Genomic DNA, 22975 nt, shown 5'->3' on the forward strand with positions numbered 1-22975 from the left:
ACATATATTAAACTGGCGCACCTGTTACGGGTGCGCTTTATGTTGTTATTTTGAAGGAAGAGGAAGCTCGAACAAGCAGCTCCGAGTCGACTTTAAATACACGTTTGTCCTGAAAATCATTTGTATTCATCGTGTCAATCATCTTCTCCATAAGAATGGCCCCCATCGTATACTTGGGCTGATTCACCGAACTTAGCGTAGGATGAATGTATTTGCTGATTCGATTGTTGTCCACACCTACGATAGCCAATTGCTCAGGGATGCGTATCCCGTATTCCATACATGCTTTGTATACACCTAGCGCCATCTCATCATTAGCCGCATATACAGCGGAGAAGGACAGGCCTTTGTTAAACAGTCTTTTGATGGCCTCGTACCCACCTTCCTCATTGAAGTTCCCATTCTCGATCAGTTCGGGACGGAACGGAATCTGATGATTGCGCAGGGCCTTCAAATAACCTTCTAGCCGTTCATAGCTGTCAATTGCTTCAGGATAACCGTTTAAGAAAACGATATTTCGATGTCCGGCCTCAACGAGATGCTGAACAACTTCCTGGGAGAATTTCACGTTGTCCGTATATATACACGGGATCTGATCATGTTCGATATATTTGCCAACGATGCCAATGCGATACCCCTTATCCGCAAGCTGGAATAATTCCTCATCCGCCAGCATGGGCGTGATAATGATGACACCGTCAATGGTTCGATCCAGCAGCAAATTAAGATAATCGACTTCTCTCTCTTTCAGGTTATGAGCATCACATATAATGACCTTGTAATGGCGGGCATAGGCGATGTTCTCAATGCCTTTAATAATTTCGGCATAATAGGAGTTGTTAATATCGGGAACGATTACGCCAATTGTCATGGTTCTCTGTGAACGAAGATTCTTGGCTGCTGCGTTGGGGTGATATCCCAATTGCTCGATGGCGCGCATCACCTTATCTTTGGTCTTGGTGCTTACTTTGCTGTGCTGATTAATGACCCGCGATACGGTTGCCGGGGACACACCTGCAATGGCAGCTACATCAATGATTTTGACATCCATATTCTTCACAACTCCAAATAAGTGATTGACAATTAATTCAAATTCATTATAATTCCAATTGAAAACGATTACAAGTTATAACCGATTGAAACAATAATTGGGATAGTGGAGGAATAAAGGGTTTAATATTCGATAAAATGTAATCGATTTCACTAACTCCAGTTGTGATAAATAGCGGACATCCATGGATTGTCCCCCTCGTACACCCGCTGTTTATATAGCATTACCGTTACCTGTCGTGAGTGCTGCATCCTGGTTCAGTCATACCTCAAGATATGACCATTTAAGGGAGGCGTCAACATGTTGAAGAAGAGCACTATTATGCTATTGTGCAGCTGTCTGCTGCTGGGACTGCTGGCTTCGGCCGTAGGTTCACCGAAGGCCAGTGCGGCTTTTGGATCAAGGGATTTCCTGAAGGCTAACGGGACGGTTGTTCGCAATAATTCGGGTACAGGCAACGTGGTAAATCTGCGTGGTACAAACTTGGGTGGCTGGCTGCTGCAGGAAGAATGGATGACGCCCTCCGGGGCGGTAGATGAATACACGCTGCGTCGCACGTTGACGAATCGTTTTGGAGAATCGGGTGCACAGAGCCTGATCAATGGATATCAGGACAACTGGATTCAGGCTGGTGATCTGGATAACATCAAGAACTGGGGCATGAACGTTGTGCGTGTGCCGATCTATTGGGAGGATTTTATGAACACCAGCGGTGTCATGAAGCCTGATTCGGTTACGTTCCGCAAACTGGATTGGCTGATTGATGAAGCGGGCAAACGGAACCTGTATGTCATTCTCGATCTGCACGGTGCACCGGGAGCCGCCTGTCCATGGCATTCCTGCGGTCAGGAGAATTCCAACCAACTGTGGACTAATTCTACATACCAGAACTGGACTATTCAGATCTGGGAACGGATGGCGACACGTTACAAAGGTAATCCAACTGTTGCTGCGTACGACCTACTCAATGAACCTCTGGTAACCATGGGAACGGGTGAAAATGCAGCTCAAATCAAGCAAAAGATGGATTTCTATGACCGGATGTACAAAGCCGTCCGTGCCAAGGATGCCGATCACATGATCATCATCGCAGCATTCTTCGACTGGTGGGCAGCTTCACCACCAACGACTTATGGCTGGACGAATGTGATGTATCAGACGCACCATTATCAATTCACGGATTATAACAACTGGGATCTGACCAATTCGGAGATGGATCGCTGGCTGAAGGATATGGCGTCCTATCAGAAGAATTGGAACGTTCCGGTGTTAGCGGGCGAGTTCTCGTTTGGTCAGGATGATCTGACCGAGAAGTGGCTGTCTGGTCTGAATGCACTGAATGCTTCATGGACGAACTGGAGTTATAAGGTCAAAGGCGGCGGAACTTGGGGTTATTACAATAACAACAACAACCCGGCACCGAACCTGAATACGGACAGCGCGGCAACAATTGCTTCCAAATGGAGCAAGTTCACAACGGCGAACTTTGCCTCTAATACTTCGTTCCAGAATGTGGTCAAAAAACATACGGGAACGGCTCCTTTTACAGAGACATGGTCCAGCCTGAAAGCCAATGCCAACGGCACATTTGTTAGCGCAGAGAATGGCGGTGCAGATGCACTGGTAGCCAATCGGGATACTGCCGGACATTGGGAGCGGTTCAAAATCATCCAGAATTCGGATGGTACGGTATCCTTCCTGTCGATGAGCAACATCAAATATGTGCAAGCAGATCTGAATAATGGCGGGCGCTTGATCGCCTCGGCCACGTACCCATCCACATGGGAGAAGTTTACCCGTGAAGATCTGGCTGGGGGATTGGTTGCCTTCAAATCCCTGGCGAACGGTAAATATGTCAGTGCGGATCTGAATAACGGAGGCGTGCTGTCTGCCAATCGTAACGCTGTGGGCGGAGCATGGGAACAATTTAACGTAACAGCTAACTAAGATTAACTAGTGCCCATTCATTAAAATGTGGTGACTGGGTAATATTTGACGCGTGTCGTGGCTCCGCTCTTTAGCGGAGCTTTTCATATTCATCCCTATCTATTTCCCAAATTCTTCTCCAAAGCCCTTTTAATCCGAGCCGAATACGATACAATAGAAAGGGAACTTCATCATTAATCAGTTTAGAGGAGGATGTGCATTCAATGGAATACCGTAGATTAGGTGGAAGCGGACTGAAAGTAAGCGAGATTAGCCTGGGTAGCTGGCTGACATACGGAGGATATGTGGAACGTGAAAACGCGGTGAAATCAATTGAAGCCGCATTCGATGAAGGCATCAACTTTTTCGATACAGCCAATGTGTACGAGCGGGGTGCAGCAGAAGAACTGCTGGGGCAGACGTTGAAAGCGTATTCCCGCGATTCCTATGTCCTTGCAACCAAGGTTTTTGGCAAAATGGGTGACGGTCCAAATGACCAAGGGTTATCACGTAAACATATTAAGGAACAATGCGAAGCCAGCTTGCAACGGCTAGGTGTTGATTATGTAGACATATATTATTGCCATCGCTATCATACCGAAACACCGATTGAAGAGACACTGCGAGCACTTGACGATCTGGTGCGTCAGGGCAAGGTGCTCTACGTAGGTGTTAGTCAATGGACCGCGGCACAGATGGAAGCTGCGCTGGGTACCGCTGACCGCCTGTTGCTGGATCATATCGTGGTGAACCAGCCGGTATACAACATGTTTGACCGTTACATCGAAAGTGAAATCATCCCTTTGGGTGAGCGAAAAGGTATTGGACAAGTCGTCTACTCCCCGCTTGCACAAGGATTGTTGACCGGGAAATACACTTCGGTGTCCGATATTCCCGAGAACAGCCGGGCAGCGAAGCTGGGATGGGATGAAGGGAAAATTAATGCTGACCGGATTGGCAAGGTTCGCCAGTTGATTGAAGTGGCGGACAAGCTGGACTTGAAGGTTGGTCAATTGGCTCTGGCGTGGATTCTGCGTCAAAATAACGTGTCCAGTGCGCTTGTAGGGGCAAGTCGCCCTGAGCAGGTGAAAGAGAACGCTGCCGCTTCCGGTGTGAAGCTGGATGCTGCCATCGTTGAAGAAATCGAACAAATCTTAGCTTAAGGCGAACTCAACCTCATAGGTTGCTTTTTACCCGTACGCGAGTTGATTCGAATGCTGCAAAGTGGTGAGATAAGAAAGGGATGTCCTGCTAGCCTGATAGGCTATGAGGACATCCCTTTTTTGGTTTGAGATTAGAATGGGCTTTGGCCGACGGAGAGCGACCTGGAACGCAGCGGAATGGCACATACGCGGTTCCTGCCCGTATTCTTGGCTTCATATAATGCACGGTCTGCCTGTTCAAAGAAATCGTTATCATCCCGGTCGTCGCAGTGATCCGGAAAAACTGCGACCCCTATGGAGATGGTCAGTCGGATCGTATTGCCATCAGGCAGCGCAAAATGGTACTTCTCGACCGATTGTCTGATGGACTCGGCAATGGCCATGGCTTGGTGATGACCACAATCAAGCAGCAAAATAGCGAATTCCTCGCCTCCGTTTCGAGAGACGATATCCGCTGAGCGGGCATGCTCAATGAGCAATTGTCCAAGTTGTTTCAGGACCGCATCACCTGAAGTATGACCGAAAGTGTCATTTACTTTTTTGAAACGATCGATGTCGATGACCAACAGGGATAGTTTTTGCTTGTACTCACGAGCCCGTTCCAGTTCCAACTCAAGTGATTTCTCAAATTGTCTGCGATTACTGAGATTGGTAAGATGGTCGGTGGTTGCTTTTCGTTCGAGCAGGAACAACATCTCATTCGATTTATTAATGAATTCTGCGATGAAATAAATAAAGATTCCACCGACAAAAGAAATGGTCATCTGTAAAGGATATACTTTCATTAATGAGTTCATGCTGGTTGTATTCAGCATCAGGATCACAAAGATCAGCGTCATACCCAGCAGGTTCATGGTAATAATTTTGGTTAATCTCGACCAGGGAGCATAGGCAAAATATACACCGGATAGTCCGATAATCGTCATGACGAATGCTGCATCGATGGCAGCGGATGACATTCCAAACATGACAATACGCAGGATGGAAATGACAAGTCCCGAGATGACCGAAGCCAGTCCTCCTAAATATACGGCTGCTGTGACGATAGCCAAATGACGCAAATCCACAATGGTAGTTTCATTTAAAGGAAAGGAATAATTCATCAGTACCGTTCCATAGATCCCGAACAGCAGACCACCGATCATCTGAACACGCATCGAGGGAAAGGGCACGCGGATACGATAGAATTTGGCTATGATTCCGGACACATACATGAACGTGATCATGACACAGAGATTGACGAAAAACGTGCTTAGCAACAAGCATCCCCCCTTTAGCGCACATTACTATATTTTAGCTGAAAAGCAGTATAGTAGCGAACCATATTATCCCAAATGAGAGCGACGGATGCTTAGAAGAGGCTTGGCTATAAGTATTCATGAATAAAATAGTCGGATATTGACTTCATTGTGCAATGAGATTTATACTTAATCTAAATCAAAATTGATTTTGATGTTTCAGGGAATCATAGCAATCAGTAGATTGCTGTGTCATCTTATATACTATTGAATGGGTTAATAAAGGAGAATTGCTGGTGAGAACTCTAAATCTGACGATACAGCGTCAAGCCGTTTACGATGTAGTCCGTCATTCCGAAGACCATCCAACGGCAGCAGAAGTGATGAACCGTCTGGTGGAGCAAGGTTATAATTTGGCTTATGGTACGGTATATAATTCACTCCGATATTTAACGGATAAAGAATTGATTCGAGAGCTCAAGTTAGGCGAGACGGCCAGTCGTTATGATGCCCGCATGGACGATCATCAACATATTATGTGTGAAGTATGTGGCAAGGTGGATGAAGTTATGACGGAAGTTCCTCCGCAATGGATGAAGCAAGTCGCGGAGGAAACCGGGTATGCGATTGATCACGCTCATGTGGTCTTTGGAGGTGTCTGCGCGGAATGCAGAAACAAACGGGTCAAGTAAAAATCAACCTGTCCGGTCGTCGTTTGCCGCTCCGGGTCAAGCCTGCCCTTGCGGATCCAACTCCCCTTGTGGATAATTGCCCGGTTACGAGACGGGTCATTCTGATTAGTCCTATGCCAGGGCAAGTACATGAGCTGGTTAAGGCACTTACGGATAGCTGCTTCGATGTGCTGGTGTTCCACCGCTGGGAGCCTGATTTGCATGAACGGCTTGTATTTGATCTGTTGATCTATGACCTGTCTGTTGCTGGAACCATTGATGCTTTTGCCGGTATCAGCAGCCGATTGAATCGTGAAGCGGAACATGCAACACCCTGTCTGTATCTGGTGGGGGAGAAGATGATTGGCAGTGCCAGTGGCCCGATGCTTCAGGAGGAATTACTGGTCTGGCCGGCCCGTCCGCAGGAAGCGTTGTATCGTGTGCAACGCATGATCGGCAATAGTCCTGCAGCACCGAAACGCGGATTTCTACCTCAGGAAGGCCAACGCATTGGTTTCAAGGATCTATGGCTGGATCGTGAGCGGATGAGCGTGCACCGGAATAATGACCGCATTCACCTGACCAAGACAGAGTATGATCTGCTGCTGAAGCTGATTGATGCCAAAGGTGCAGTGATTTCCCGTGAGGAGATGCTCAGCGATATTTGGGAGACTGATTTTACGGGTGGAAGCAATGTGGTGGATGTTCATATCAAAAGCTTGCGCAAAAAACTTGGCGATAACGCGGCTTCGCCTCAATATATAGTAACGGTAAGAGGAGTGGGCTACCGCCTGGCGGATTAGTCCGCTTTTTTTTTTGTGTGGACACATTGCGCTGTTCATGTCACTCGTATGCGGGTATATCCACTAGAGAGAGTAGATCAAGCAATCGGAATGGATCAATGCTCATCTTACTCCAAGTTGATGTTCATATTTCATTCATGAAACGAACAAGAAACTCATCTTAATCTCATACGAACCTCATGCAAGGGGCGAGTGGGACATGTTAGAATCAATTTAACAGTTAGATCAAGTCTAAATGTATATTTAAAGCGATGGCGAATATGATTTTAATAGAGTATATACAGCAGGCATGAGACCAACATGAGGAGGATAACGATATGACAGAACGCATGACAACCAATCAGGGCGCACCCGTAGGTGACAACCAAAACTCCCGTACCGCAGGAAGAAGAGGTCCCACATTACTTGAGGATTATCATCTTCTTGAGAAGATCGCACACTTTGACCGTGAACGTATTCCGGAACGGGTCGTTCATGCAAGAGGTGCTGGCGCACATGGCGTGTTTACGCTGGAGAAGAGCATGAAGGCTTATACGACAGCCGATTTCTTACAAGACCCGGGCACAGAGACGGATGTACTGGTGCGGTTCTCCACGGTAATTCACGGTACGGGTTCACCGGAGACAGCGCGTGATCCACGTGGTTTTGCCGTGAAGTTCTACACGCGTGAAGGGAACTATGATATTGTGGGTAACCATTTGCCCGTCTTTTTCATCCGTGATGCCATGAAGTTCCCGGATATGGTTCATTCCCTGAAGCCTGCGCCGGATACGAATATCCAGGACCCTGCACGCTACTGGGACTTCATGACACTGTCACCGGAGTCGACTCATATGATGACTTGGTTGTTCTCCGATCTGGGTACGCCAGCAAGTTACCGTGAAATGGATGGATTCGGCGTACACGCCTTCAAATGGATTAATGCTCAAGGGCAAGTCCATTATGTCAAATACAAGTGGGAATCGGCTCAAGGCGTGCGAGGCTTCTCACGTCAAGAGGCAGCTGAGGTACAAGGACAGGATTTCAACCATGCCACCCGAGATTTACACGATCATATCAAAAACGGTCAATACCCGCAGTGGAAGCTGCAGGTACAGTTGCTGAAGCCGGAGCAGATGGATGATTTCGCCTTCGATCCGCTCGACCCAACCAAGACTTGGCCGGAAGATGTACTACCGTTCCAGACGATCGGAACCATGACATTGAACCGTAATCCACAAAACTTCTTCGCAGAAGTGGAGCAAGCAGCCTTTTCACCAAGCGCTTTGGTGCCTGGAATTGAGCCTTCCGAAGATAAATTGCTGCAAGGTCGTCTGTTCTCTTATCCGGATACACAGCGCCACCGGCTCGGACCGAACTATTTGCAGATTCCGGTGAACTGCCCTTATGCTCCGGTTCGCAATCATCAGCGTGATGGATTGATGAATGTGAGTCAGGACCCGTCCCCGGTAAATTATGAACCGAACAGCTCGGGCAACAGCCCGGAAGAAGCACCGGAATACCGTGACAGCCAGGTTCCGTTAGAGGGTCATGTTACGCGTGAGAAAATAGAGAAAACCGATAACTATACGCAGTCAGGGGAATTGTTCCGTTCGTTCACGGCGGTGGAGCAGCAACATTTGCTCGATAACCTGATCAATGACCTGAAGGCAGTACCGGAACAGACCCAGCTTCGTGCTTTATGCCATTTCTTCCAGGCAGATGGACAGCTCGGTGGTCGTTTGGCTCATGGACTTGGTGTGGATATCTCCGCATTTATGCCCTCACAGGATCGCAATTAAATAAAGCACTGATTTCATCATTATTTCAGAAATGAATAATCGATTTATGAATTAGACCGGGCAGGACTGCAGAATAGCAGACCTGCCCGGTCTTTAGACTTTTTTTAGCTGTAAACCGAACTTGTGCATCAAAATGATGTTCTGAAATGGAAAACATATTTACAAATCATTTACAATAAATAGCTGACATAGAGGTTGACTTCTCGTTTGTTGGCACTACAATGAGTAGTGTGAGGGGTGTCTGAACATGAGAATACACAATTTTAAAGTGGGTGAGCGTGGGCTGAACCGGTTTTTCGGTCCGCTGGAGGCGAAGATTATGGACATTCTATGGGCGCGTCCAGGCAGCAGCATTCGCGAAGTGCAAACCGCACTAGAAAAAGATAAAGACGTTAATTTCAATACAGTCATGACGGTGATGAATCGCCTCGTGGACAAGGAGCTGCTCCACAAGTCGCAGAAGGGCCGAACGTCACTGTACCATCCGGTACAGAGCAGGGAGGAGTTTATGAACGACCAATCCAAGGAATTGTCACATGAGTTGGTGGATGAATTCGGGGCACTTGCTGTGAATCACATGCTGGATGCGCTGGATGAAGCAGATGCAGGGCTGATTGAGCGGCTGGAGCAGAAGATTAAGCAATGGAAAAAGGATAGCGATTGACATGTGGAAGGCCCGCTCGAAGCTGTTGTTTACCGTCGGGTTTGGCATTCCGTTATTCGTGTTCATGCAGATGTTCATGTACGCGATGTACAAAATATTTGGTTGGGACATTCCGTTTAATCTGCTCTGGCTATGTAATCACTGGATGAGCAGGCTGGGTTGGTTATCCATGGGGCATGTTCTTATGGCACTGGTGCTCCTGACGTTTGCCGGTACAGGCTGGCTGCTGTTCGATCGCATGATCAAGACAAGTGCAGCGGTACGGAAGCTTCGGTCGTTGGAAGACGGGGCCATGTCTCGTAAACTTGAGGCGCGGTACCGTCAACTGAAACAACCTCGATTCATTGTGGTGGACAAGCCGTCACCGGTTGCATTTACGATTGGTCTGTGGAAACCCTGTATAGTGCTTTCCACAGGGCTGCTCACGATGCTGGATGCTGAAGAAGAAAGAGCAGTTGTGTACCATGAGGTGCATCATCTGTGGCATCGTGATCCACTCAAGACGACATTGCTTTCGGTATTTGCCGTCATGATGCCTTATATTCCGGTGTTAAAGCATACTTCAAAACATTACAATATCATTCGAGAAATTCTGGCTGACAATGAAGCGATTGAACGTACGGGGAACGCCGCGGGCATTGGTAGTGCACTGCTCAAACTGATCCGAGCTTGCCCTGAACCTTGGAGGATTAGAGAGACAGCTATTCAATCGTCTTTTGCCGATACTTCGGTGAATGTACGTATTTCCCGTCTATTAGACCCGGAACAGGATGTTACGCTGACGCTTCCCCGCTATGCGGTATTCATTTCTGCCACAGTGATCCTGCTGCTGTCTGTCTTGTTTGTTTGGTCAATTGGTTGAAATTTAACGTTGAACTTAAACTCCAAGGAGGAAGATGAATATGAATAGAAGTGTGGAGATTGGGTTGTTTTTCTCAAGGATCATGATTGGTCTCATCTTTGTATTACATGGTTGGAGCAAATTCGAAGGTGGAATTAGCGGTACAGTCGGTTTCTTTGAAAGTATCGGCATTCCTGGTTTTCTGGCATCGGTTGTGGCGATCATTGAATTGGTGGGTGGTGCAGCCATGATTCTGGGGTTAGGAACACGTGTATTTGCTGCGTTGTTCATCGTAGTTATGGGTGGGGTTCTGCTTACTGCCAAAGTAGGGCAGCCGTTCATGAGTGGTACCGAGTTTGATTACCTGCTGCTGGCGGGTTCATTGACACTACTCTTCACAGGCAGCCGTTTCCTGGCGGTGGATCATTTCTTCTCTAGACAAGGGAACGCTCGACAGAATGTGAGTGCATAACGGGTATATCACCATCGAGTAGGGATGGACTAACAATTTCATTCAAGCAGGTATATCCTGTATAGAAGCCTTTTCTCGCTAGTTCGGATACGCGTAATTATACGTGTGAACCATTCGAACCGGGAGAAGGCTTTTTGTTTTGGACGAAAAGCCCATCGATTTGGTACAATGAGAATAAGTATGCTACTAAGAAAAAATAAGAGAACATATAGGAGGATGTCTTTATGATTAACGTCATTCCATCCGATTCCCGTTCCAGCTTCGACCGGGGCTGGCTGCGCGGCAATCACAGCTTTTCCTTTGGTGAATACCAGGACCCGGAGAATACTGCGTTTGGACCCATGCGGGTAGCTAACGATGATGTAATTGCCCCTGGTCGTGGTTTCGGGGCACACCCGCATAGTGATATGGAGATTGTGTCCATCGTTCTGAACGGGAAGTTGCGTCATGAAGATAACCTGGGCAATGTGGCTGTTACATCATTTGGTGGAATTCAGCGCATGTCAGCAGGCAGTGGTATGATCCATACCGAACACAATGCCTCCGATTCTGAAGAAGTGCGTATATTACAGCTTTGGTTCATGCCACATACGAAAGGGCTTGAGCCGTCTTATGAGACAACTTCTTTTGATCCAGACGCACTCGCGGGAGCACTCGTACCCGTGGTATCCCCTGAAGGTGGGGCGCGTATCGCATCCATTCAACAGGATATGACCATCTATCTTGGCCGATTGGCTGCAGGTCAGACTTTAACATATGAACAGGCTGCAGATCGCCGCATGTACATTTTTGCCATTGAAGGAAAGCTTGGCTTGAACGGAGAGTATCAGCTAAATGAAGGGGATACGGCTCGTGTGGAACAGACGACATCCATGAACCTGGATGCAAGCGAGGACGCTTTCTATATGTTGATCGATCTGCCCTAGATTACCGAAATGGATTGAAACTCCAAGATCAAAGGAGGAATTACGTTTATGACGCAGCAGGAATGGTTCATGGTTAAGCATGCAGTGACAGGGCGAGGGTTAGTGAACAGCAAAACAGATTCGATGTCCTATCGCTATCAAAGAGAAGGCACTGGGTTTGTTTTTACCGTTACGGGTCTGGAACAACAGGTGGTAGATAGCATTATGGAGCTTAGACAGGAGCTCAATGTGTTTCGATTTGTACAGCGTAAAGATCAGCCCTTGGTGAAGCACTGGTATTACGTTCAGGGAGACCGGGTGCAGTATGATGGAGAAAGCCATACATTGACGATATATGCGGAATCTGAGATCCGCTATGTTCCTGAAGATTATTTTGCCGACTAACTGAATCATTAAAAAGGCCTTCCAATTGGAAGGTCTTTTTCCTTATATCCAATTAAACTTGAATTATATGTGTTTCAGGTTGTTTCATGAAATTTAGAAAAAGAGAAGCAGAGGAAGGTTGACATGACGAAATTAATATCGATATAATTACTCTAATTGATAATGAGTATCAATATCAAATCGAACTAAGTAGAGCATCTACAAGTGTTTTACGGCTATTGGTGAGGGGATTAGTAGAGAGATGAAGTTAGGCTATATGTTGATCGTGCTGGCTTTTTTGTCTATCGTATACCTGTTTATTGGCAATTCAGCAATTTCGCCCATGGATATATTTCATTTGACCCCGGTCCAGCTTCAGGTGTTACAAGTCAGTCGTTTTCCCCGTCTAGTCAGCATCCTTGTCGCAGGTATCAGTATGAGTGTCATTGGACTGATCATGCAGCAGCTGACACGCAACCGATTTGTTTCTCCGACAACGGCCGGAACAATGGACTCAGCCCGGTTAGGTATCCTCGTTACTTTGATGTGGTTTCCCGGTGCTTCTCCACTGCAAAAAATGTTGGTCGCTTTTGCCTTCGCACTGGCTGGAACGCTAATTTTTATGCGGATACTGGAGAAAGTCAAATTCAAGGATACGATATACATTGCTCTCCTTGGTTTGATGTTTGGCAATATTGTAAGTTCAGTCACGACCTTTTTTGCTTACAAAAACGATTTGATCCAGAACATGTCGTCCTGGCTGCAAGGTGACTTCTCCACGATTATGAAGGGACGTTATGAACTGATCTATATCAGTATTCCGCTGCTCATTATCGTATATCTGTTCGCTAATCGCTTTACACTTGCGGGCATGGGTGAAGATTTCTCAACCAACCTTGGACTGGCTTATCGTAAAGTGGTTAATCTCGGACTGATTCTGGTTGCCATGGTTTCAGCGGTCGTCATTATTACGGTAGGTACAATCCCGTTTCTGGGTCTTGTAGTACCAAATATTGTGACGTTGTATAAGGGGGACAACTTGCGGGATACATTGCCTCATACGGCAGTGCTCGGTGCGATTTTTGTTCTGGTCTGCGATATTTTGGGTCAATTGATTATTTATCCTTATCAGCTCTCCATCAGTTTGACTGTGGGAGTTGTAGGTAGCGTGCTGTTTCTGTATTTATTGCTTCGAAGAAAGGCTTATGAATCATGAGAATGAAGTATACGGCGAATACCTGGAAGTTTGGCATTTTGATTGCAGCGGCAGTGTTGTTAATTGGTGTATTTCTGGTCATTCAATCCGGGGGCAACTGGGATTATATTCTGCCTCGCAGAGGGAAAAAGATTCTTGCCATTGTGCTCACAGGTGCCTGCATCGCGTATTCCACTGCCATTTTCCAAACGATAACCAACAACCGAATTCTTACACCTGGCATTATGGGGCTCGACTCCCTGTATATGTTGTTTCAGACCTTTGCCGTATTTGTGTTTGGGAGCACGCATATCAGCTTTGTGAACAAAAATCTTAACTTTGCGGTATCTGTTCTGTTAATGAGTCTGTTTGCTCTACTCCTGCATCAGTTCATGTTCCGTAGAGAACGGGGGCGCAATATCTATTTGCTGCTGCTCGTTGGCCTTATTCTGGGTACGCTGTTTCAGAGCATGTCCTCCTTCATGGAGGTGCTGATTGATCCCAATGAGTTCCTTGTGCTACAGGGCAAGATGTTTGCGAGTTTTAACAATGTGAATACGGATTTGCTGATCATCTCAATGGTGGCCATTATTTTGATCCTGCTGTATGCACAGAGGTTTACCAAATATCTCGACGTACTATCCCTCGGCAAAGATCACGCGGTTAATCTTGGCGTGGACTATCAATACATCGTGAAAAGGTTGCTGCTGGTTGTGATGGTTCTGGTGTCGATCTCCACAGCGCTGGTCGGCCCAATCATGTTCCTGGGACTGCTGGTCGTGAATCTGGCGCATCAGATATTCCGATCACATCGTCATAAAGTGCTGATCTGGGGTTCAGTCATTATAGCCGTGGTTTCATTGGTCGGTGGACAGCTCATTGTAGAGCGAGTATTTACTTTTGCTACTACAGTAAGTGTCATTATCAATTTTGTAGGCGGTGTGTACTTCATCTATTTACTGCTAAAGGAGAATAAGTCGTGGTAGAAGTCAGAAATGTAACCAAACAATACGGCGGCGTCCGGGTAGTGGATGACGTATCACTGAATATTGCCAAAGGGAAAATCACTTCATTCATTGGTCCCAATGGTGCAGGCAAAAGCACACTGTTATCCATGATCACCAGGCTAATCAGCAAGGATACAGGACAAGTCCTGATCGAAGGGCAAGAGATTGAAGGCTGGAAGAACAAGGATCTGTCCAAAAAAATATCAGTTCTCAAACAATCCAATCACATAAATATCAGGTTGACTGTGGAGGATTTGGTTGCTTTTGGCCGTTTTCCTTATTCACAAGGAAGACTTACAGCAGAGGATCGGCAGTGGATTCAGGAAGCCATCGATTATATGGAGCTGGCTCCATTCCGCAAAAAGTATTTGGATGAGCTAAGTGGTGGACAGCGACAGCGGGCTTACATTGCCATGGTTATCGCGCAGAATACCGAGTATATTCTCCTTGATGAACCCTTGAATAATTTGGACATGAAACATTCGGTGCAGATTATGAAGGTGCTTCGCAAAATGGTGGATGAATTGGGCAAGACGATTGTTATTGTCATTCATGACATCAATTTTGCCTCCTGTTATTCAGACTATATCGTTGCACTCAAAGATGGGCGTGTCGTGCAGGAAGGTAAGACGGAAGACATCATTAATACAGATGTATTGCAGAAAGTCTATGACATGCACATCCCTGTGCAATGGATTGATGGGCGTAAGATTTGTGTGTATTTTGCTTGAAAAAGTTAAACCAATATAGAGAGAGCGAGAGGTGTCTATTTATGAAAAAGGGTTGGTTGTTTACGTTGCTTGTGGTGTTGTCGGTTGTTCTGGCAGCTTGCGGTGGAAGTAAAACAGCAGAAAATACAGGTGCCAGCAGTGGCACAGGATCAGAAGCGAATGCAGCAGCAGATCGGTCCAATGATGAAATCGTCATTAAACATAAACTTGGCGAAACAACAGTGAAGAAGAATCCGGAGAAAGTGGTTGTATTCGACTATGGTGTGCTGGATACATTGGATCAGCTTGGGGTAGAGGTTGCCGGTGTACCTCAGGAGGGAGTTCCTTCTTATCTGGAAAAGTATAACGATGCAAAGTACGCCAATGTTGGCGGTTTGAAAGAGGCTGATTTTGAGAAAGTAAATGCTTTGAAGCCTGACCTGATTATCATCTCAGGACGACTGCAAGACTCCTATGAAGAGCTTAGCAAGATTGCACCGACCATTTATATGGCGGTAGACACAGAAGATTATATGAACTCCCTGACTTCGAATGTGAAGACGCTTGGAGAGATCTTTGGTAAAGAAAAAGAAGCAGAAGAGGCACTGGCATCCATTGATACCTCTGTTAAAGCTTTAAATGATAAAGTAACGGCTGCTGGAAAGAATGCACTGGTTGTTCTGACGAACGAAGGCAAATTGAGTGCTTATGGTGCAGGTTCCCGATTTGGTATCATTCATGATGTGTTCGGTTTTACTCCGGCAGATGCAAATATTGAAGTGTCGACCCATGGACAAAGCGTTTCATTCGAATATGTTATGGAGAAAAATCCGGATTATCTGTTCGTGGTAGATCGGAGTGCAGTGGTTGCAGGCAGTGGTGAGGCAACGCCTGCCAAACAGGTGGTCGAGAATGATTTGGTCAAAAATACGAATGCTTATAAAGACGGACACATTGTTTATCTTGACCCAGATTACTGGTACTTGTCCGGCGGTGGTTTGGAATCCATTCAGGAAATGATTAAAGAAGTGGACAAGAGTATCAATTAAGTGAATGAAGATTTGATGCAAACTTTTGATGAAACCCCAAAGGTCTCTGTAATTCATACAGAGGCCTTTTTTGTTGTCTGAAATGAAGATGCCATTGGATATTTTATAAAAAGACCACATAATTCTGCGCGCTCTGGCACAAGCTACCTTGTATAAAAAAACAGGAACGGAGGGGCGGCATATGGCGGACAAAACATCAGGGAAAGATGGTTCCAAGGATTCAGAAAAGAAGAAACACATCCCCTTAGGGCTGCCGTCTCCCCCTATTCTGAAACAACCGATAGGCCTTTCACATGAAAGCCATATGTTGGCACTGGAAGACATTTTCTCGGATTGCTCGGATGTGATCTTCCGCAATGTCAAGATTTCACCTGAAGTGGAAGGACTACTGGTGTACATCGAAGGCATCGTGAATTCGACGGATATTCAGGATCATATGCTTCGGCCTCTGATTCGTGGTCTGATCGAACAACGAACCGATGAACCTGCAGCTCCTCTGGATGATACACGTATCGCCCTGACGCAGGTGAAGAAAGTGGATACCTGGGCAGACGCAGCGGATGGTGTGCTTGAATCCTCTGCACTTCTGTTGATCAACGGAAGCAAGGAGGCTTGGCTATTCAACGTCAAGGGCGGCATGCGGCGCGGTGTCGAGGAACCCCAGACCGAGTCGGTTATCCGCGGGCCACGCGAAGGCTTCACCGAAACATTGCGCGTAAACACAGCTCTGCTTCGTTTCAAGCTGAAAACACCTGGGCTTAAGATGTTAAGCATGACGATTGGAACCGAGACCAAAACCAATATAGTCCTGTCCTACATCGATGATATTGCCGATCCCAAGCTGATTAAGGATGTCAAAAAACGCCTCAACAAGATTAAGATCGATGGGATTCTTGAGTCCGGGTATATTGAGGAATTGATAGAGGATCATCCGTATTCCCCTTTTCCGCAGATGCATTATACCGAACGTCCAGATACAGTTGCAGGTAACTTGCTGGAAGGGCGATTTGCCATCTTTGTGGATGGTAGCCCGTTTGTCCTTATAGCCCCAGTAACCATGTGGCAGATGCTTCAGGCGAGTGAGGATTATTACGAACGGTTCTTTATCAGCAATCTGGTGCGGTGGATTCGGTTTTTGTTTGTAGCTATCGCGCTATTTCTGCCTGCACTCTATATCGCCATTACAACCTTCCATCAGGATATGCTGCCGACCACGTTGATTCTGAGTATTGCCGGGGCAAGGGAGGCCATTCCGTTCCCTGCACTGGTTGAAGCCCTCATTATGGAGCTATCATTCGAGGCTTTGCGAGAAGCGGGAGTCAGGTTACCCAAAACGGTAGGTCAGGCCGTCAGCATTCTGGGGGCACTCGTGATTGGACAGGCAGCGGTTCAAGCGGGAATCGTCTCTGCACCCATGGTTATTATCGTATCCATGACAGGGATTGCGTCGTTCACGATCCCTCGTTTTAACTTTGCCATTACGGTTCGTTTACTGCGTTTTCCCATTATGCTGCTTGCCGGAGCGCTTGGTTTATACGGCATTGTGTTCGGACTGGTGCTGATCTCGGTTCATCTGACGCAAATGACTTCTTTCGGTGTACCGTATTTGTCGGGCCTCAGTCCCTACAGCAAAAAGGATACCAAGGATATTGTTATTCGTGCACCATGGTGGAAAATGATCAATCGTCCTTCAACGGTTCATCGTGACCAGCAGCGGATGAATGAGAAAATCAACGGTTCACCTGAAGCTGAGGAGGGGTGGTAAGCACATGTTTTTTGTCCATAAACGGCATGTTGTCGCCATCATGCTCCTATGTACCATTTTCATATCAGGGTGCTGGGATCGGAAGGAAATTAATGATATCGCTTTTGTGATTGGTCTCGCCATCGACAAGGAAGAGGATAATTACAGAACCAGTCTGCAAATTGCCCTTCCCGGCCAATCCGGTGCCACTGGAAGTGAGGGTGGTGGTGGGGGCACAAGTGGCGATAAATCGTGGTTCATGTTATCCAATACAGCCAAAACGTTGCGCGGAACATCTATTGAAGGCCAAAAGGCACTTTCCCGTGAGCTTTATTATGCACATCGGCGTACCATGCTGATCGGAGAGGAGCTTGCACGTGAAGGCGTTGCTCCCATGCTGGACCTACTTACGCGTTACCCGCTTAACCGACTCTCTGCTCTACCGATTGTTACCAAAGGTTCTGCATACAAGGTGCTGAATACCGATGCGCCGATTGAAAAATTTCCTTCGGAAATGGTACGTGAACTGTGCTTTCTGAATATGCGCAGACCACGTTCTCTCAAGACATTCACGGATGCGATTCTTTCCGAGGGGGTAGACCCATTCCTGCCTGTCGCCTCGACCGTTGACAATGTGCCGAGCAACTGGAAGGACGTCAAGACGAACATCAAGTTGGATGGACTCGCCATCTTTAAGAAGGACAAACTGATAGGCATGATTGAAAAAGCGCCTGCTGGTGCACTTATACTGGCTATGGGTGAAGCCAACGAGCCAGAAATTATGGTTAAGGCTCCTCGTGGGAAAGGTGATATTTTCATCAAGCTGAACGAAAACAACTCTACATTACATCCTCATATTGAAAATGGAAAAATATCGGTGACGATTGAACTTTATGCCAAGGGAGTCTTGGTGGACAACGAGTCGAACTACGGTGACCTGAGAGAGCAAGAGATTAAGAACCTGAATCAAGCACTCCATCAGAAAATCCAGGATGACATCAAGGAAGGGATAAGGCTGATTCAGAAAGAATATCCTGCCGATATTTTGGGTTTGGGTCGCTCGATTCACCAACATCTGCCCAAAGAATGGGACAAGGTTAAGGATCGTTGGGATGATATTTATCCAAGTGTAAAAGTTGTGGTTGAACCACATATCATTATTGAAAATGTAGGAGTTATCAACAAACCGTTTGGATTACCTGAGGAGGATATTGTCCATGATTAAGCCGCTGCTGTTCACTTATTTGGGTATAGTCGTTGCCGTAATCATCATGGACTTCAAACATTTGAAGCAGGCAGCGGCTATTAATCGCTGGTTATCCTACGGACTGATCGCCATCAGCGCCGGGATTTGGTTCTATGTAACGAATTTGAGCAAAACAGTCTTCGTCACGACATGGCTTACCCAATTCATTCAGCGGTGGCTACCGTTACCATAAGGCTTTTTCAATGAATAAGCATGAAAGATAAGACAGAAAGGAGGTATTCCATGAATCAAAAAGTGACCAGTCGTCAGTTGGTGCTGCTCATCATGCTGCTCAGTATTACAGGTACGTTGATTCAGCCCCATGCACAAGCCATCTTTTATGCTGAACAGCACGCCTATTTATCCTATATCCCCGTGTTTCTTGTCATGGTGGCATCCCTATGGATGTTAAGCCGTGTTCAGCGACGGTTCCCCGATCAGGATCTGTTTGAATCTCTGGTGGAGCGTTTCCCCTTTTTGGGACGTGTGACAGGACTGTTGTATATCCTGTTTTTTCTCTTTATATTTGCCCGTGATATCCGCCTAATCGGTGACTATGTAAGCATTACCTTGCTGGAGACTACCCCGATTTCCATGATTTTATTGACCCTGTTGGTCATGGCTGTTTTTATCGTGAGGGGAGGGCTGGGGTCCTTAATTGGGATGTCAGAGCTGTATGTTACTTTGTTTATGCTGAATTCGTTGATTTTGCCGTTTATGCTCATTCAGCAAATAAACATGGATAATCTCATGCCGTATTTTGACATTGATGTTGCTGGTGTTGGCAAGGGAAGCTGGTACATATTTTCTTTTTTTGGAGAGATGATTGCAATTCCCTTTGTAATTAAGGGCAGTGATTTCCGATTCAAGTCGGTCATGTGGGGGATTACGATCGCAGCCCTGTTAATGATTCTGATTATCGTCGAAACTATCCTGGCAGTGGGGGTACCCATCGCATCCAGGTTGGTATATCCCTCCTATGAGCTTGCAAGGCAGCTGCAAATCAGTGATTTCCTTGATCGGTTTGATCTTGCACTAGCAGCGGCAACTCTACCTACGATGATTACCAAAATTGCATTTGATCTGTACTTTGTCTGTTGGGGAATGAAACGAATGATTCCAAAAGTTTCGGGCAAAGTGATGACAGGACCCGTGGCTTTGGTTGGTTACGTGTGTAGTTTCTGGTTTTTCAAAAACGCGGTTCAGCTCTTTCGCTTTACAAGGGAATGGACATGGATTGGGATTGTGTTCGAGATACTATTTCCCATCATACTCTTTGTGTTCCTTCGTCCTCGCAAAAAAGATGCGAAAAATCGCCGAGCAACGGATGACCAGAAGCAAAAGCAGCAACCAAAAGAGGATAAACAAGGGAAAGCATCACAGGAACGAGATGAGCCTGACAAAAGTAAACGTGATGGACATCAGGGTGGAGAACTACAGCCTTCCTGATATATCCCATCAAAAATCGTTATAGATGAACCGCCGAAAAGAGGGGAAACTCGGTTTCCCTCCATAGAAGTACCCTGTATACTGTAGTCAGACTGATGACTTTCGGCTGAATTAACGGGGGGAACATGGATGGCTCAACATTTGGCAGGTATACGTGTAGCACTGACAGGACCACGAAAATCCAAAGAGATGTCCTTGCTGGTTGAGAAAATGGGCGGGATTCCACTAGTCCGACCTGCACAAGGAACTGTTTTTCTGGACGATCGTAATATTCGAGATGGTCTGGTATCCTGGATATCCGACCCGCCAGACTGGACGGTATTAACCACGGGTATGGGATTGGACGCTATTTTTGATATGGCTGAGGATATGGAGATTGCTGATCAATTGCTGGACGTATTATCGGAATCCTTGATTGCAGCAAGAGGGTACAAAACAGTCAATGCACTCCGAAAACGTAAACTGACCCCGCTGGTACGGGATGATGATGGCAGCACAGACGGGCTGATTCGTGAATTTGCGCCTCATGAACTTAAGGGACAGAAGGTCATGTTGCAACTGCATGGGGAAACCGCACCCAAGTTGGTCGGTTGGCTGGAGGAACAAGGGGCGCAAGTACGTCAGGTGCTTCCTTATCGTCACGTCCCGCCCGAAGAGGGCGAACTGGAACAGTTGTTGAATGAAATTTTGCTGCATGAGGTGCATGCTGTCGCGTTTACTAGTGGGCCGCAAGTGCGGTTTTTGGTTGAATACGCGGCGTCAAAGGGCAAGCTCGAATCCATGCAGGAAGCCTTCCGGCAAGGCGTAGTGCCTGCTTCGGTGGGCAGGGTTACGGCAAACGCAATGCGTGAAGAAGGTATTGAGGCGCTCGTAGTTCCAGAGGATGAGAAGATGGGGGCACTAATCGTTGAACTGGGTCGTTATTACGCTGCCCGATCTGCGGACAAGGCTCAACTGCTGCAATAATATGTGATCCCGCCTGGAGTCATATTAAGCGTTGAATGAAACGCATTTAAGATGCCAAGTTGTTCCCGGTTCTGATCCGATATATGGATCAGAACTTTTTTTGTTGCTTGTCTCTGTGATCGGTTCATTCCCTATTAGCTGAATGAATCTGATTCAAGGGAATTCACCTGAGACTTTGGTCATGAAGTTAGTTGTACCCATTCATAATTAAAGGTTTTTGGATAATAATGTGGAATGAATTAAAGACAGATTAAGCTTGTGAGGGAGGGACAGCATGATGAAAACCGTATGTGTAACCGGGGCGGCCCGGGGACTGGGGTTAGCTCTGACGGCACAAATGCTGAAGAGAGGTTATATCGTTTATGCAGCAGGGTTGGACATGGAAGAGTCAGAAGGAATTCGTCTTCTGACGGATGCCTTTCCAAAACATTTACGCGCCATCGAACTGGACATTGCGGATGATCTGTCCGTAGCTTTGTTCACGGAGACACTTAAGCTGGATACAGAGCATTTGGATATGCTTATCAATAATGCGGCTATACTAGGAAGTATTACGGATCATATCCGCGGACCGTTAAATATGGCGGAGATGGCAGAAGTATTCAACGTAAATACCTTGGGGACATTGCGTGTGACTCATGCCCTGTTGCCCCTCCTTCTTCAAGGGACAAACAAGCTGATCGTCGATATATCTTCGGAGGCAGGCAGTATTGAGCAGTGCAGCCGGGATGGATGGTTTGCCTATTGTATGTCCAAATCTGCGTTAAACATGCAGGCCCGCCTTGTGCATAATGGTCTGAAGAATGAGGGTGGACAAGTGATGCTGATACATCCCGGCTGGGTACAGAGTTATATGAGCGGGGAATTAAATACCGATGCAGACCTTACGCCAGATCAATCGGCTCAGCATATCACAGCACTCATCGATCGCCATAAGGAGTTCATGGGCGATCAGCCCGCGTATGTAGATTACAAGGGCGATACCCTTCCTTGGTAATTCTGTTAGAGGTAATTTGAAAGGAGTTTTTATTGATGGATCATCGTAAAAAAGCGTTATTACTTGGTGATTATACTCATCCGGACTGGCATCCGCTGCAAGGGGTGGATGCGGAAATTAGTCGGATTTTTCACGATACTATGACTGTGCAGTGCAGTGAGAATCGCAACATGCTGCTGCAAGAAAATATAACCGGATTTGATGTGTGTATCTGTTACATGGATGATTGGAAGGGGAAAGTCTCTCCACAGCAGACGGCAGGCTTATTGTCCTATGTTAGTAATGGAGGTGGACTGGTCATTATACATAACGGAATTTCGCTCCAAAATCGTTATGAGCTGAAGCAGATGATCGGTGCCAAATTCCTGCATCATCCACCTTATGCCCCACTAGAGTTCACAGTAACGGCAGAGAGCCATCCAGTGACGGAAGGCATTTCCGGATTTACGATGGAGGAAGAGCCTTATCAGTTCGAGTTCGGTTCATTTGCCGAAACGAAAATTCTGCTGGAGTATCAATCCGAAGAAGGGCCGAAGCCCGCAGCTTGGGCGCATAGATATGGTCTTGGACGCATTGTTTACTTGATGCCAGGACATCATGTACCATCTTTTGCCCATGAAACCTATCGTCAGTTAATTCTGCAGGCAGGAAAATGGGCTGCGCGCTACGTATAGCCGTACCGTTTCTTTTGTGAGCAGCTGATTAGGGGTATA

23 protein-coding genes are annotated in these 22975 nt (G+C 46.6%); 21 read left to right on the forward strand and 2 right to left on the reverse strand.

Annotated elements, in window-relative coordinates:
• Positions 1-37 precede the first annotated feature (37 nt).
• Positions 38-1051 (reverse strand): LacI family DNA-binding transcriptional regulator, encoded by a 1014-nt coding sequence (locus A6049_RS24825; protein ID WP_063567218.1) that lies wholly within the window; start codon positions 1049-1051, stop codon positions 38-40.
• 300 nt (positions 1052-1351) lie between these two features.
• Between A6049_RS24825 and A6049_RS24830 the strand changes: the two genes are divergently transcribed.
• Together A6049_RS24830 and A6049_RS24835 are read left to right on the forward strand one after the other, a co-directional pair.
• Positions 1352-2998, forward strand: coding sequence for a cellulase family glycosylhydrolase (locus A6049_RS24830; protein ID WP_090952074.1), 1647 nt, complete (start codon positions 1352-1354; stop codon positions 2996-2998).
• 203 nt (positions 2999-3201) lie between these two features.
• Positions 3202-4140, forward strand: a complete 939-nt coding sequence (locus tag A6049_RS24835) for an aldo/keto reductase family protein (protein ID WP_063567219.1) — start codon at positions 3202-3204, stop codon at positions 4138-4140.
• Between the two features lie 131 nt (positions 4141-4271).
• On the opposite strand, the gene A6049_RS24840 is transcribed toward A6049_RS24835, so the two are convergent.
• On the reverse strand, positions 4272-5399 hold the full coding sequence (locus A6049_RS24840) for a GGDEF domain-containing protein (protein WP_063567220.1): 1128 nt from the start codon (positions 5397-5399) through the stop codon (positions 4272-4274).
• 275 nt (positions 5400-5674) lie between these two features.
• On the opposite strand from A6049_RS24840, the gene A6049_RS24845 reads away from it, so the two are divergent.
• The 19 genes from A6049_RS24845 (at position 5675) to A6049_RS24935 (ending at position 22936) form a co-directional block, all read left to right on the forward strand.
• Positions 5675-6070, forward strand: a complete 396-nt coding sequence (locus tag A6049_RS24845) for a Fur family transcriptional regulator (protein WP_063567221.1) — start codon at positions 5675-5677, stop codon at positions 6068-6070.
• A complete protein-coding gene (locus A6049_RS24850) occupies positions 6046-6852 on the forward strand; it encodes a winged helix-turn-helix transcriptional regulator (RefSeq protein WP_063567222.1) in 807 nt (268 codons plus the stop codon). The genes A6049_RS24845 and A6049_RS24850 overlap by 25 nt, the downstream gene beginning before the upstream one ends.
• Positions 6853-7169: 317 nt before the next feature.
• On the forward strand, positions 7170-8633 hold the full coding sequence (locus A6049_RS24855; protein ID WP_063567223.1) for a catalase: 1464 nt from the start codon (positions 7170-7172) through the stop codon (positions 8631-8633).
• 247 nt (positions 8634-8880) lie between these two features.
• A complete protein-coding gene (locus A6049_RS24860) occupies positions 8881-9297 on the forward strand; it encodes a BlaI/MecI/CopY family transcriptional regulator (protein ID WP_063567224.1) in 417 nt (138 codons plus the stop codon).
• Position 9298: 1 nt separating this feature from the next.
• Positions 9299-10159 carry a M56 family metallopeptidase gene (locus tag A6049_RS24865; RefSeq protein ID WP_063567225.1) on the forward strand — a complete coding sequence of 287 codons (861 nt, stop codon included), beginning with the start codon at positions 9299-9301 and terminating at the stop codon, positions 10157-10159.
• Between the two features lie 40 nt (positions 10160-10199).
• Positions 10200-10610: a DoxX family protein gene (locus A6049_RS24870; RefSeq protein WP_063567226.1), complete on the forward strand. Its 411-nt coding sequence runs from the start codon at positions 10200-10202 to the stop codon at positions 10608-10610.
• Positions 10611-10834: 224 nt separating this feature from the next.
• Complete coding sequence (locus tag A6049_RS24875) at positions 10835-11536, forward strand: pirin family protein (RefSeq protein ID WP_063567227.1); 702 nt, start codon at positions 10835-10837, stop codon at positions 11534-11536.
• A 48-nt stretch (positions 11537-11584) separates the two neighbouring features.
• Positions 11585-11920 (forward strand): hypothetical protein, encoded by a 336-nt coding sequence (locus A6049_RS24880; protein WP_063567228.1) that lies wholly within the window; start codon positions 11585-11587, stop codon positions 11918-11920.
• A 241-nt stretch (positions 11921-12161) separates the two neighbouring features.
• The gene (locus A6049_RS24885; protein ID WP_063567229.1) at positions 12162-13115 is read left to right on the forward strand and encodes an ABC transporter permease; all 954 of its coding nucleotides are present in this window, start codon (positions 12162-12164) and stop codon (positions 13113-13115) included.
• Positions 13112-14080: an iron chelate uptake ABC transporter family permease subunit gene (locus A6049_RS24890; RefSeq protein WP_269453530.1), complete on the forward strand. Its 969-nt coding sequence runs from the start codon at positions 13112-13114 to the stop codon at positions 14078-14080. The genes A6049_RS24885 and A6049_RS24890 overlap by 4 nt, the downstream gene beginning before the upstream one ends.
• Positions 14074-14832, forward strand: a complete 759-nt coding sequence (locus tag A6049_RS24895) for an iron ABC transporter ATP-binding protein (protein ID WP_063567230.1) — start codon at positions 14074-14076, stop codon at positions 14830-14832. Before A6049_RS24890 ends, A6049_RS24895 begins: the two co-directional genes overlap by 7 nt.
• A gap of 41 nt (positions 14833-14873) precedes the next feature.
• Positions 14874-15860, forward strand: coding sequence for a siderophore ABC transporter substrate-binding protein (locus A6049_RS24900; RefSeq protein WP_063567231.1), 987 nt, complete (start codon positions 14874-14876; stop codon positions 15858-15860).
• A 304-nt stretch (positions 15861-16164) separates the two neighbouring features.
• Complete coding sequence (locus A6049_RS24905) at positions 16165-17625, forward strand: spore germination protein (protein WP_240321539.1); 1461 nt, start codon at positions 16165-16167, stop codon at positions 17623-17625.
• Between the two features lie 4 nt (positions 17626-17629).
• Positions 17630-18829, forward strand: coding sequence for a Ger(x)C family spore germination protein (locus A6049_RS24910; RefSeq protein ID WP_063567233.1), 1200 nt, complete (start codon positions 17630-17632; stop codon positions 18827-18829).
• Entirely contained in the window at positions 18822-19043 is a 222-nt protein-coding gene (locus A6049_RS24915; protein WP_063567234.1) for a hypothetical protein, read from the forward strand. The genes A6049_RS24910 and A6049_RS24915 overlap by 8 nt, the downstream gene beginning before the upstream one ends.
• A gap of 50 nt (positions 19044-19093) precedes the next feature.
• Positions 19094-20299 (forward strand): GerAB/ArcD/ProY family transporter, encoded by a 1206-nt coding sequence (locus tag A6049_RS24920; protein WP_063567235.1) that lies wholly within the window; start codon positions 19094-19096, stop codon positions 20297-20299.
• Positions 20300-20428: 129 nt separating this feature from the next.
• Entirely contained in the window at positions 20429-21265 is an 837-nt protein-coding gene (locus A6049_RS24925; RefSeq protein ID WP_063567236.1) for a uroporphyrinogen-III synthase, read from the forward strand.
• A 274-nt stretch (positions 21266-21539) separates the two neighbouring features.
• Positions 21540-22262 (forward strand): SDR family oxidoreductase, encoded by a 723-nt coding sequence (locus A6049_RS24930; protein WP_240321537.1) that lies wholly within the window; start codon positions 21540-21542, stop codon positions 22260-22262.
• A 35-nt stretch (positions 22263-22297) separates the two neighbouring features.
• Positions 22298-22936, forward strand: a complete 639-nt coding sequence (locus A6049_RS24935) for a ThuA domain-containing protein (protein WP_063567237.1) — start codon at positions 22298-22300, stop codon at positions 22934-22936.
• Positions 22937-22975: the final 39 nt, after the last annotated feature.

Source organism: Paenibacillus sp. O199, assembly GCF_001636635.1.
In the GTDB taxonomy this organism is placed as follows: Bacteria; Bacillota; Bacilli; order Paenibacillales; family Paenibacillaceae; genus Paenibacillus; species Paenibacillus marchantiae.

Coding starts and splice junctions, on each gene's coding strand:
- A6049_RS24935 (WP_063567237.1), top strand. CDS start 22,298: ATGGATCATCGTAAAAAAGCGTTATTACTTGGTGATTATACTCATCCG.
- A6049_RS24875 (WP_063567227.1), top strand. CDS start 10,835: ATGATTAACGTCATTCCATCCGATTCCCGTTCCAGCTTCGACCGGGGC.
- A6049_RS24865 (WP_063567225.1), top strand. CDS start 9,299: ATGTGGAAGGCCCGCTCGAAGCTGTTGTTTACCGTCGGGTTTGGCATT.
- A6049_RS24920 (WP_063567235.1), top strand. CDS start 19,094: ATGAATCAAAAAGTGACCAGTCGTCAGTTGGTGCTGCTCATCATGCTG.
- A6049_RS24915 (WP_063567234.1), top strand. CDS start 18,822: ATGATTAAGCCGCTGCTGTTCACTTATTTGGGTATAGTCGTTGCCGTA.
- A6049_RS24830 (WP_090952074.1), top strand. CDS start 1,352: ATGTTGAAGAAGAGCACTATTATGCTATTGTGCAGCTGTCTGCTGCTG.
- A6049_RS24835 (WP_063567219.1), top strand. CDS start 3,202: ATGGAATACCGTAGATTAGGTGGAAGCGGACTGAAAGTAAGCGAGATT.
- A6049_RS24855 (WP_063567223.1), top strand. CDS start 7,170: ATGACAGAACGCATGACAACCAATCAGGGCGCACCCGTAGGTGACAAC.
- A6049_RS24880 (WP_063567228.1), top strand. CDS start 11,585: ATGACGCAGCAGGAATGGTTCATGGTTAAGCATGCAGTGACAGGGCGA.
- A6049_RS24900 (WP_063567231.1), top strand. CDS start 14,874: ATGAAAAAGGGTTGGTTGTTTACGTTGCTTGTGGTGTTGTCGGTTGTT.
- A6049_RS24885 (WP_063567229.1), top strand. CDS start 12,162: ATGAAGTTAGGCTATATGTTGATCGTGCTGGCTTTTTTGTCTATCGTA.
- A6049_RS24860 (WP_063567224.1), top strand. CDS start 8,881: ATGAGAATACACAATTTTAAAGTGGGTGAGCGTGGGCTGAACCGGTTT.
- A6049_RS24930 (WP_240321537.1), top strand. CDS start 21,540: ATGATGAAAACCGTATGTGTAACCGGGGCGGCCCGGGGACTGGGGTTA.
- A6049_RS24910 (WP_063567233.1), top strand. CDS start 17,630: ATGTTTTTTGTCCATAAACGGCATGTTGTCGCCATCATGCTCCTATGT.
- A6049_RS24905 (WP_240321539.1), top strand. CDS start 16,165: ATGTTGGCACTGGAAGACATTTTCTCGGATTGCTCGGATGTGATCTTC.
- A6049_RS24890 (WP_269453530.1), top strand. CDS start 13,112: ATGAGAATGAAGTATACGGCGAATACCTGGAAGTTTGGCATTTTGATT.
- A6049_RS24825 (WP_063567218.1), bottom strand. CDS start 1,051: ATGGATGTCAAAATCATTGATGTAGCTGCCATTGCAGGTGTGTCCCCG.
- A6049_RS24925 (WP_063567236.1), top strand. CDS start 20,429: ATGGCTCAACATTTGGCAGGTATACGTGTAGCACTGACAGGACCACGA.
- A6049_RS24870 (WP_063567226.1), top strand. CDS start 10,200: ATGAATAGAAGTGTGGAGATTGGGTTGTTTTTCTCAAGGATCATGATT.
- A6049_RS24850 (WP_063567222.1), top strand. CDS start 6,046: ATGCAGAAACAAACGGGTCAAGTAAAAATCAACCTGTCCGGTCGTCGT.